The sequence below is a fragment of the Allobosea sp. 117 genome, from assembly GCF_000702305.1.
GTDB lineage: Bacteria > Pseudomonadota > Alphaproteobacteria > Rhizobiales > Xanthobacteraceae > Ancylobacter.
The window spans coordinates 126,653-137,976 of record NZ_JNLC01000016.1 but is presented as its reverse complement, the minus strand read 5'-3'; the positions used below and the strand labels follow the sequence as shown (position 1 = coordinate 137,976).

Below are 11,324 nucleotides of genomic sequence, written 5' to 3'. Positions count from 1 at the left end.
CCTCAAACGGCTGAGGCGTGCTGCACGGCACGCGCGACCGCCTCGGCGAGCCGCTCGCGCGAGGAGGCTGCGAGCCGCTCGACACCGAGCAGCCGGGCGAAAGCGAGAGGCGGGTCATCCCAGTCCAGAAAGTGCCGGTTCTGCATGACGATCTGCGCGAGCTCGGCGAGCGGAATCTCGGCTATCTGCCGGCGCGCCTCGCTGTCGGACGGCGCACGGTAGGCGATGATCTCCGCCACGGTGCCGCGCTTCCACAGGAAGACGCCGCTCGATTCCTGGGTGCGGTCGACGTTCTTCAGATGCAGCATGATGCGCTCGCGGATTCGGCCGCCGGTCCTGAGCCAGCCATGGGCGCGGGCGATCTTCTGCAGCAGGAGGTCCTCGCGCAGCGGCGCCTCGCAATCGATGATCGCCTCGACCATGGCGCTCAGCGTGCCGTGATAGGCGATGTCGAAGAAGCGCTCCGGCTCGGCGCGGATGCCGGAAAGGTCGGTCATGCGATAGCCAAGACCGTCGACGGATGCGCCCGTTGCCTCGCCTGCGTTCCCGATCACCTCGCTGGACGCGATGGAGTGGCCGAGCGGGGATTGGGGCGCGACGATGTGGGGTGGGGCTGACCGAGCGCCGAGCGAGGCAATGCGTTCGGGCAAGGCGGGTTCGAGCGGCACCACATCTTCCGGCAGACCAGCCATCGGCGGCGAGCCGGAGCTATCGTCGGCATCGGCCTCGGCCGCCAGCGTTTCGTCCGCCGGCTCGACCTGGTGCCCCATGTCCCAATGCGCGGGTGCCGTTTCGGATTCGTCCGCCGTTTGCTGCCGGCTCGCCGCCAGCAGATCGTCCAGCGCCTGATGCAGGCGCCGCGTGGCACCTTGGGAATCGAACCACCAGTCGGTCGACCACACACGTACGATGTTCCAGCCGAGCCCCCGCAGCACCTGCTCGCGCACCTTGTCGCGGTCGCGGGCGGTGGCGGCCCGGTGATAGGTCGCGCCGTCGCATTCGACGCCGGCGAGATAGGCGCCGGCACGGTCCGGATGCTTCACGCCGATATCGACCCGGAAGCCGGAAATGCCCACCTGCGACACGGTCTGCCAGCCGAGGCGGTCGAGCGCGGCGATCACCGCCTCCTCGAAGGGCGAGTCCGGCGCGCCGACCGATCCTTCGTCCTGCGCGGGCAGGGCGATCGCGCCGCGCTCGGCGAAATCGAGGAACGTCTTCAGATGTTGCACGCCGACTGCCTTGGTGCGGTCGGTGTCGATGAGATCGGCGGTGAAGCCGGAGAACACGACGAGTTCCTGCCGCGCCCGCGTCACCGCGACGTTGAGCCGGCGCTCGCCGCCTTCGCGGTTGAGCGCGCCGAAATCCATGGAGCGCTTGCCGGCCGCGTCCGCCGCGAAGGTGGTGGAGAACAGAACGACGTCGCGCTCGTCGCCCTGCACGTTCTCGAGGTTCTTGACGATCAGCGGCTCGATCCGCTCCTCGGCGAAGAACCATTCCAGCGCGGGCTCTGCCCGCCGCGCCTCGTCGAGCAGATCCTGGATAAGCGAGCGCTGCTGGTCGTTGAAGGTGATGATGCCCAGCGTCGGCCGCTCGTTCTCCTTCAGCTTGAGCCAGCCGCGCAGCCGCGCGGCCGTCTCTTCCGCCACCTTGCCGGCCTCGATGCGGTTCGTCCGGCTCTTGCCGCGGTCATAGATGCCGTCCGGCACGTGGCGCAGGCGCACGGCGCGGTCCTCGACGGCGGGCGAGGGGAAGGTGATCAGCCGGTTCTGGTAGTAATGCGCGTTCGAGAAGGCGATCAGCGACTCGTTGCGGCTGCGATAGTGCCAGCGCAGGTCGCGCACCGGAATGCCGGCGGCCTTGGCCTCGTCGAGGATGCTTTCGAGATCGCGCTCGTGCTCCTCGATCGCCTCGTCCTCTTCGTTGCGACCGAAGAAATTGGTTGGCGGGAGCTGCTTCGGATCGCCGACGATGACCGTCTGCCGCCCGCGCGCGATGGCGCCGACCGCGTCCCAGGTGGTGATCTGCGAGGCCTCGTCGAAAATGACGACGTCGAACAGTGCCTGGTTCGGCGGCAGATATTGCGCGATGGAGAGCGGCGACATCAGCATGCAGGGCGCGAGCTTGGCGAAGCTGCCGGGTAGGGTGCCGATCATCTCGCGGATCGAGCGGCTGGGCCGCTGCAGTTCCATCTGATGGCGCAGCAGGCCGAGCTCGGAATTGCGCGGCACGCTCTGCACCCCCGGCAGGCCGTGCGCGATGGCGGCGATCACGCGCTGCGTCGCCTGTGTCCGCACGAGATCGTCGATCTCGCGGAACTCGCGGATGGCGTGCTCGTGCCGGAAGCGCTGGAAGTCGCGCAACACCGGTTCGGCGTCGAGCGTCGGCGGCAGCCACCAGCGGGCATAGGCGAGACGGAAGGCCGCCTCGGCCCCATCCGGGCGGACGGCGCCGCTTTCGAGATCGGCGATCAGGGCCCCAAGTCCATGCGCCTCGGCTGTCTGCCGGGTGCCGCACCAATCAGTCCAGCCGCGCAGCAGGCCGCGCGCTTCGACGAGCTCGGCTGCTGCGGAGGCGAGATCGGTCAGCGGGCGCGCGGCGGTCGAGGCGAGGGGATCGCTGCCGGCGATCTCGGCGAACAGCCCCGCGCCCGCGCGGAACGTCCGCAGGGCGGCGAGATAGTCGCGGGCGGCCTGCCGGACCGGGTCGTTCGACCCACCTTCAGCCAGGATGGGTGCGATCGCCGCGACGACCGACCTGAGCTCATCGGCGGCGCAGCCGAGATGGAGCAGGCTTTCGCGCAGGCTGGCGGCGCTGGAGATATGCTCGCTGACCGCCGCGACGTCGGTGTCGAGGCCGGAGAAGCCGATGGGCTTGCCAGCCAGGCTGCTCGCCTCCACCGCCGAGCGGCTTTCCTGCATGGTCCGCAGCAGCGGCAGGTCCGTTTCGGGGTCGGGCATGCCCGACGTGGCGTGGCTCTGGAGCAGTTTGCGCACCCGCCGCCTAGCGAGCCAGCTCTTCGGCCAGATCGCCGCGGTGGCCTCGCGCCAGTCCTGTTCAAGCTGCTCGACGGGAACCCGTGGAACAGTGTCGCGCGCGAACCGCGCGGTAAGACGGGACTCAGCCGTGCGGTAGGCGACGATGGCTCGATCGAGCTGGCTGAGCGCCTCGCGCAGCCGGCCGAATTCTGGATCGAAGGTGATGCGGTGGTCGCGGCCGGCGGTGGAGCACAGGGACTCCGCCAGGACCGCGAGGCGCTCCATCTCCGGCAGCGGCGCGTCGGCGGCCGGCGGCAGGCCGATGCGGCCGAGAAAGGTCGCGAGCGCCTTGCCCAGCCCGACGGCGTGGCCGCGTACGTCATTCGCCGCCGCGAGGAGGCGCTCCTGCCAGGCCGAGCTCCATTCCGGCGCGGTGACTAGATGCAGCGCCGGGCGCCGCTCGGTGGCCGCGAAGGCGCGGCCGATCGTAGCCGCCATCTCCTCGAGCCCCTGGCGGGCGGCGCCGTCATGCGCATCGAGGCTTGTCCAGGAGAGCGCCGGCGCATGCCGCCCTTCGCCCTGCGCCGCCATGCCCATCGCCTCATAGGCGGTGAGGCCGTTGCGATGGCGACGGTGCAGCGCTTCGACATAGGCGTTCAGCGCATCGCGACGGATCCTGAGCTTCTCGTTGACCAGCACCCAATCCGAGGCGGAGCGCTGGCCGCCATGCTCCCAGGAGCGCTTGAGCTGGGTGAGGAAATGCTTCCGGTCGGCCTTGTTTGAGTGAAGCTCCAGGCAGTGATCGCCAAGCCCGTGCTCGCGCAGGCGGCGATAGACGACGTTGAGCGCCGCTGTCTTCTCGGCGACGAACAGCACGGTTTTGCCGACCGCCAGGCAGTTCGCGATCATGTTGGCGATGGTCTGGCTCTTGCCGGTGCCGGGCGGTCCGACGATGACGAAATCGCAACCCGAGGCGGCCGCCATGCTGGCGGCGATCTGCGAGGAATCGGCTGGCAGCAGCGAGATGATATCGGCGGGCGCGAAGCGCCGGTCGATCTCGCATTCCTCCGTAACGGCGGCATGATCCGTCTCGAAGGCCTGCTCGGGTGTATCGATCAGGTGCCGCACGACTCGGTTCTCGCGCAGAGCGTCTGTGCGCTCGGTGAGGTCCTTCCACATCAGGAACTTGGCGAAGGAGAAGGTGGAGAGTGCGGTCTCGTCCAGTACCTCCATGCCCGGCACGTCGCGCACCGCATGGCGCATCGCGCCGATCAGGCGCTGCACGTCGACGCCGTTCTCGTCGCGCGGCAACTCTCCTGCGAATTGCGGCAGGGCGAGAGCGAAGTCGCGTTCGAGGAACTGCAGGAGCGTCGCGTTGAAGCGCGGCTCGTCCTCGTGGAAGCGCAGGAAGAATTGCGAGGTGGCGCTGCGCCGGTCCAGCTTCACCGGCGCCAGCAGGAGCGGCGCCCGATAGCTGCGCTCGTCGGTCGGCGCCTTCTTCCAGCGCAGGAAGCCGACTGCGAGGAACAGCGTGTTGGCGCCACCTTCCGCCATGTCGTTGCGCACCTGCCGGTGCAGCTCGACGAGGCGGGCTTCCAGCTTCTTCGCGTCGAGCGTGGAGGGCAGCTCGTCACGCGCCAGCGCCTCGGCCGCGAAGCCGCGATCGAGGTCCCGCCCGCGCGTCTCGCGGTAGAGGCTCGCGTCGCGCTCGCCGAGCGGGTTCTGCTCGGGCAGGGAGATCAGCCGCACGGCGGCACCGTCCGAGAGCCGATCCTCGAGAAAGGCGACGGCGGTGCACAGGAAGGGAATGGTCTTCTTCGATTCCGGGAAATTCAGCAGCCGGTTGCGCAGGGTGAGATCGAGCAGCTTCTTCTGCCAGCGGTCGATCCGGCCCGCCGCCGTGGTGGGCTTCACCTCCGTCAATGCCGCCGGCATCTCTGAGAGGTGCGGCGCGGGCGGCAGAGGCAGATCGACAGGACCGTCGCCGTCCGCTTCGGCCATCGTGCCCGTCCGCAGAGCCTCATGTGAGGCAAGCGGCGTGATACCGCTGCCGCGCGCCCGGCGCACGTCGACCGCCGCGACGAAATTATGCGCTTCCGCGTCTTCCAATCGTGGAGAGAGCAGGGACTGCGCATGGTCGAAGACGATCGGCGGGCGATGTGTCACGCCGGTCGTCTCGAAGACGATCAGCTCCCGCGACGCGAGCGCCTTGCGCACCTCCATCAGATCGGTCTCGATCGCATTGGAGAAGCTGCGGGGCGTGAGCCAGACACCGGCGGCCGCGTGGCCGCGGAACAGCAGCAGAACGGGATGGAGGCCGGCGGCTTCCAGGGCCGCCGCGAACAGCACGGCGCCGTCGAGGCATGTTGCCAGCCGGTCGCCGGCGACGACCGACGGGCGCCGCACCTTCTGCCCGCGCTGCTCGAAGCTCGCCGGCGGCTCCGCATAATGCAGCCCGAGCCCCGCGACCGCCGAATAAAGCGACGCCGCCAGCAGGAAGGCACGCTGCGGGCTGTTGCTCTGGTAGCCGTCCATGCCGGAGGGATGGCCATGGGCCGCAAGGCGTTCGGCCGCGGCGCGCAGCAGGCCGGCGACCGCCGGATCGTTCGGCATGACGAAGGCCGGCAGCAACTGCGCCATGTCGCCGACTCCGCCCCATTCATCGCGCGCGAGCAGCCGGACCGACATGTGGCGCTCGGCGACGACGGCATCCTTGGCCGTGAGCCTCAGCGTGACCTCGCCGCGCTCGGCCTCATCCAGCCCGGCGAGATAGGCGGCATCGAGGTCGACCCGCCGGTCCGCCAGATTGAGGGTGTCGCCCGGCACGATGCGGTCGACGGCCCAGACCTTCGGCCGCAGGAATGCGGGATTCGCGACGAGCTCAAGCCGGCAGGATTCGAGGTGCCGGTCGGTCGGGTTGGCGATGGCGATCGACCGCAACACCGGCACGGCGTTCTGGAACGAGGCAAAGGTGAAGCTCGCCGCCATATCCGCCCGGATCTCGACCGCGCGCGCTTCGACCCCGTCGCCCGCGAGCGGCGCGCCGCCAATGTCCCAATCCATGGTCAACCCCAGCCACAGAAACCCAGCCGGATATTACCATTGGTTGTGTGTTACGAATTTGCAATCAATATTGAGCGGGGCCATCATTCGCCTCCGACGGGAGACGGCCTTGCGGCTCGCTTGCCCGTCCAGTGCTGTGGTCCGCGCGCATCGGACACCGGGCCGAGCGATGGTTCGTCCGCCGGGGCGGCTCAGCGCATAGCTATACCGCGATCGAAGTGGCTGATGCCGCCCTTCACGGGCACTTCCAGCGGGGTTTAGGGAACCGCGGTATTCCGGATCTCTGCCGATGGCGCGACGCCGGATCAGCGGAAGTCCGCTGTTCAGCGCCTGGGGATATCGGCAATCGTCCACGAAGGAGGAATGGCTCCCTGAGCAGGACTCGAACCTGCGACCATTCGATTAACAGTCGAACGCTCTACCAACTGAGCTATCAGGGAACGGGGCGGCTGCGCCGCGTTCGGGGCCGGTCTATTAGCAATGCGGGGCCGGTTTGTGAAGCCGGCTCCGGCGATTTTGATGATCAGCCGGCCAGCAACTGCTGGCGCTGGTCGGCAAATTGCAACTGGTGGAAGCTGAAATAGCGTCCGCGCCGGGCCAGGAGCTCGTCGTGACGGCCGCTCTCGACCACGCGGCCCTCGTCGATCACGCAGATGCGGTCGGCGTTCACCACGGTCTGCAGGCGGTGGGCGATGACCAGCGTGGTGCGGTGGAGCTGGAGCTCGCCGAGCGCCCTCTGGACCTCCGCCTCCGATTCGCTGTCGAGGGCGGCGGTCGCCTCGTCGAGCAGGAGGATCGGCGCGTCCTTCAGGAAGGCGCGGGCGATGGCGAGGCGCTGGCGCTGCCCGCCCGAGAGCTCAGTGGCGTGCTCGCCCACCACATGCTCATAGCCCTGCGGGAAGCTCATGATGAAGTTGTGGGCGTTGGCGGCGCGGGCGGCAGCCTCGATCTCCTCATTGGTGGCGCCGGGACGGCCGAAGGCGATGTTCTCGCGGATGGTGCCGGAGAACAGGAACACGTCCTGGCTCACATAGGCGACCGACGCACGCACCGAATGGCGGCTCACCGCCTCGATCGACTGGCCGTCGACGCGGATGGCGCCCGTATCGATGTCGTAGAACCGCTCGATGAGGTTCATCACCGTCGTCTTGCCGCCGCCGGAAGGACCGACCAGCGCTGTGGTCTGGCCGGGCTCGGCCACGAAGCTGAGGCCGCGCAGCACGGGCTCGCCCCTGCGGTAGCTGAAATGTACGTCGTCGAACTCGATCCGGCCGCGGCTCACATGCAGCTCCGGCATGCCCTCAGGCTCCAGCTCCTTCGGCACGCGGTCCAGCACCTCGAACAGCAGCCGCGCGCCCATCAATTGGGCCGCGAGATCGATGTTGAGGCGCGCCAGCCGCTTCGCCGGCTCGTAGCTGAGCAGCAGCGCCGTGATCACCGAGAAGAACTCGCCGGGTGTTCGCCCGCCATGCAGCACGCTCCAGCCCGCATACATGATGACGAGGCCGATGGCGACGCCGGCGAGCGCCTCCATCAGCGGGCCGGACTGCGACTGCGCCCGCACCATGCGGTTCTGCGCCTTCTCGAGCTGGTCGATGCGGCCGAACATGCGCTGGCGCAGCGCGTCCTCCATGTTGAAGGACTTCACCGTGCGGATGCCCTGGAAGGTCTCGATCGAGTCCGACATGATCTTCACGGCGCTGTGGAACTCGCGCTCGAAGATGCGCCGCACCTTGCGGATCAGACTGCGGACGCCGGCCACCGCGATCGGCATCACGATCAGTCCGATGCCCGCCATGACCGGGTCCTGGATGACCATCACGGTGGTGAGGCCGATCACCGACATCAGGTCGCGGCCGAAGCTGGTGATGATCAGGTTGAGCACGTTGCGTGCCGCCTGCGCGCCCTGATTGAAGCGGAAGGAGATTTCCGCCGTGTGGTTGGCGGCGAAATAGGCGACGTCCTGCAGGAACAGCCGGTCGAGCACGCGCTTCTGGTTGTCGGCGACGATACGGTTGCCGACGCGCGCCAGCGTCACCGCCTGCCCGTAGGCGGAGAAGCCCTTCACCACGCTCAGCAGCACCACCGTGCCGGAGAGAATCCAGATCGCGTTCGAGTTCTGGTCGACGAAGATGCGGTTGATCACGTCGCCCATGATGTAGGCGAGGCCGGACGTCGTCGCCGCCATGATGCCCATGAACACGAAGGACAGGGCATAGCCCCTCCAGTGCCGGACGCCGTCCGTCAGGAACAGACGCATCACCGTCTGGCGCGTTTCCGGGCTGACGAAGTTGACGAAATAGGCCTGCAGTTTCTTTGGCAGCATCAATTCTTCCTTCGACCCGCCCCCGACACGGCTGTTCACCGTCGTGGCGCCGGCACTCGGCGCCAGGGTGGTCAGGCGACCTTTCGAACTTTCATGAACCGCGATCGCACTTTGATGTCAAACCGCAGCCTTCCGTCCGGCATTCGGCGGTGAAGCCAAGGCGCGGGCGCCACCCATCGGAACTGTCCGAGGGCGGCGCCCGCGTGATTGGAGGCCACGGAGGGAATCGAACCCCCGTACGCGGATTTGCAGTCCGCTGCGTAACCACTCCGCCACGTGGCCGAGACGGTGTCCGGCGACGCGATTGCGTGCGCCGCAGCACGCGGCCTCATAACAGAGCGTAGGGGGAACGGCAACGCGCTGGTCGCTTCAATTCCCGTCCGTGGCATACGCGCCACCCTGCGGATCGCGACGTGGTGAAGCAACGGTAAGGACTTGCAAAGCGCCGGCGCCTGCCGCAATCCTGCGCGTGAAATGCCAGCCCGGCTCCAAGGCCCTTCGAGGTTGCCCGAATGATCGATTTCGCCGAGATGCGCCGCGCCATGGTGGATGCGCAGGTGCGCGCCAATGATGTGACCGATTTGCGCATCGTCGCCGCGATGATGGAGACGCCGCGCGAGCGATTCGTCCCGGCCAGCCTGCGCAGCTTCGCCTATATCGACGACGATCTCCTGGTGAAGGAGGGGGCGCCGGCACGCTATCTGATGGAGCCGATGGTGCTCGCCAAGCTTCTCCAGGCGGCCGAGGTGGGCGCCGGCGATCTGGTGCTCGATGTCGGCGCCGGCACCGGCTATTCGACCGCCGTCCTGTCGAAGCTTGCCGGCCAGGTGGTGGCGCTGGAGGAGGATGCCGAGCTTTCCGGACTCGGCTCGTCCGTGCTCGTCGAACTCGGCCTGCTCAATGCGGCTTTCGTCCAGGGACCGCTGACCGCCGGCTGGCCGGGCGAAGCGCCTTACGACGTTATCCTGCTCAATGGCGCGATCGAGATTCAACCGGACGCGCTGCTGGCCCAGCTCAAGCCGGAGGGGCGGCTGGTGACCGTCGTCGGCCGCGGGCGGGCCGGTCGGGCGACGGTGTACATCAGGACGAGCGGCGGCATCGGCTCCCGCATCGTGTTCGATGCGGCGGTGCCGGTCCTGCCCGGCTTCGAGGCGCGACCCACCTTCGTCTTCTGATCGCCCGAACACCGCTTGAGGCCGTTCGGGCTGAATGATTTGCGGCTTTCGCCGTGGTGTTGTGGCGCAGCGCCGATATGCTCGCGGGCCGTGCTGTGGCCATTCTGCCGCGCGGTCGACGAAATCGGTGAACGGATCAAACCGACCAGTTCACAGGCATATTCAGCACACCTATTCTGAGTCGACGTCAAACAGAGACGAGGGGCGCCCCACGTGAAGGGTGCCTCCGTGTGAAACTTGCGTGCGCAGGGGTTTGGACCATGTGGCATTTGCCTACTGGGGGTAGGGTCGTCGCGTCAGTGGCGATCGCTTTTCTCGTTGGAACGGCAGCGCCCGCGTGGTCGCAGACCCTCGAACAGTCGCTCGCAGCCGCCTACGCCAACAATCCGACCCTGAACTCCCAGCGCGCCGCGACCCGCGCGACCGACGAATACGTGCCCATCGCGCTGTCGAACTACCGCCCGCAGGTCGCGGGCTCCGCCTATGTCGGGCAGCAATGGACCGAATCGCGCGTGAGCCTTGGCACGACGCTCGGCGGCGGCAGCGTGGTGAGCAACAGCAAGCTCAGCCCCTCCGGATTCGGCATCCAGATCAGCCAAATCATCTATGACGGCCTGCGCACCGCCAATTCGGTCCGCAACGCCGAATCGCAGGTGAGGGGGCAGCGCGAGCTGCTGCGCAACACCGAGCAACTGGTGCTGCTGGACGCCGCCACCGCCTATATGAACGTGCTGCAGAACGCGGCTCTCGTCGAGCTGCAGAAGCAGAGCCTCGAGGCCTTCCAGGAAGAGCTGCGCGCCACGCGCGACCGTTTCGCCGTCGGCGAGGTGACGCGCACCGACGTCGCGCAGGCCGAGGCGAGCGTCGCCAATGCCGAGAGCTCGCTCGCCCTCGCCGATGCCAATCTGAACACCGCCCGCGCCACCTTCTTCCAGGTCATCGGCCTACGTCCGACCAAGCTGGCGCCCGGCCGCCCGATCGACGGCCTCTTGCCGAAGACCCTCGACAAGGCGGTCGATTCCGGCCTCTCGCGGCATCCCGCGGTGAAGGCGGCGCAGTTCGCCGTCGATGCCTCTATGGCGCAGGTGAAGGTGGCCGAAGGCGCGCTGTCGCCCACCCTCAGCCTGAACGGCCAGGCGTCCTCCGACTACAACGCCAGCACGAGCGTCGAGCGCCAGACCTCGGCAGCGGTGACGCTGAACCTGTCGGTGCCGATCTATCAGGGCGGCGGCGAGTTCGCGACCATCCGGCAGGCGAAGGAACTGCTCGGGCAGTCGCGCATCGAGGTCGACGTGAACCGCGAGCAGGTGCGCGCCAGCGTCGTCCAGTACTGGGGTGCGCTGGCGGCCGCCAAGCTCGCGATCGAGTCCGCGCAGGCCTCCGTGGTCGCCAACGAGATCGCGCTGAAGGGCGTGCGCGAGGAGTGGCGCGTCGGTCAGCGCACCACGCTCGATGTGCTGAATGCGCAGACCGCGCTTTTCAATGCGCGCGCCAGTCTCGTCATCGCGCAGCGCGACCGGGTGGTGGCATCCTATGCGCTGCTATCGGCGACCGGCGACCTGAACTCCGGCGCGCTCGGCCTGAAGGTCGCGACCTATAATCCGAAGGTGCATTACGACCAGGTGCGCGACGCCTGGTTCGGCGTACGCACGCCCGACGGGCGCTGACGCCAGCGGGCCGGTTTCCGGCCATTCGAAGCCGGCCGCGCCGCTTGGCGCGGCGATGCTCCCGATGCGATAATCCCTTGGTATTTGGCGGTGATTCGTCGAAGGACGGCGTCGCCGG

The 11,324-nt window shown here is 68.0% G+C and carries 4 protein-coding genes and 2 tRNA genes; 2 read left to right on the top strand and 4 right to left on the bottom strand.

Annotated features, from left to right (window positions below; genetic code table 11):
* Positions 1 to 2: 2 nt before the first annotated feature.
* The 4 genes from U742_RS0117420 to U742_RS0117405 form a co-directional block, all read right to left on the bottom strand.
* Positions 3 to 6,038, bottom strand: a complete 6,036-nt coding sequence (locus U742_RS0117420) for a DUF3320 domain-containing protein (protein WP_029355310.1) — start codon at positions 6,036 to 6,038, stop codon at positions 3 to 5.
* 364 nt (positions 6,039 to 6,402) lie between these two features.
* Positions 6,403 to 6,478: transfer RNA gene (locus tag U742_RS0117415), tRNA-Asn, on the bottom strand.
* 83 nt (positions 6,479 to 6,561) lie between these two features.
* Complete coding sequence (locus tag U742_RS0117410; RefSeq protein ID WP_029355308.1) at positions 6,562 to 8,364, bottom strand: ABC transporter ATP-binding protein; 1,803 nt, start codon at positions 8,362 to 8,364, stop codon at positions 6,562 to 6,564.
* 208 nt (positions 8,365 to 8,572) lie between these two features.
* A tRNA-Cys gene (locus tag U742_RS0117405) sits at positions 8,573 to 8,646 on the bottom strand.
* Between the two features lie 230 nt (positions 8,647 to 8,876).
* On the opposite strand from U742_RS0117405, the gene U742_RS0117400 reads away from it, so the two are divergent.
* Positions 8,877 to 9,539: a protein-L-isoaspartate O-methyltransferase family protein gene (locus U742_RS0117400; RefSeq protein ID WP_029355306.1), complete on the top strand. Its 663-nt coding sequence runs from the start codon at positions 8,877 to 8,879 to the stop codon at positions 9,537 to 9,539.
* Positions 9,540 to 9,838: 299 nt separating this feature from the next.
* A complete protein-coding gene (locus tag U742_RS0117395; protein WP_248310407.1) occupies positions 9,839 to 11,206 on the top strand; it encodes a TolC family outer membrane protein in 1,368 nt (455 codons plus the stop codon).
* The last annotated feature ends 118 nt before the right edge of the window (positions 11,207 to 11,324 follow it).

Coding starts and splice junctions, on each gene's coding strand:
- U742_RS0117410 (WP_029355308.1), bottom strand. CDS start 8,364: ATGCTGCCAAAGAAACTGCAGGCCTATTTCGTCAACTTCGTCAGCCCG.
- U742_RS0117420 (WP_029355310.1), bottom strand. CDS start 6,038: ATGGATTGGGACATTGGCGGCGCGCCGCTCGCGGGCGACGGGGTCGAA.
- U742_RS0117400 (WP_029355306.1), top strand. CDS start 8,877: ATGATCGATTTCGCCGAGATGCGCCGCGCCATGGTGGATGCGCAGGTG.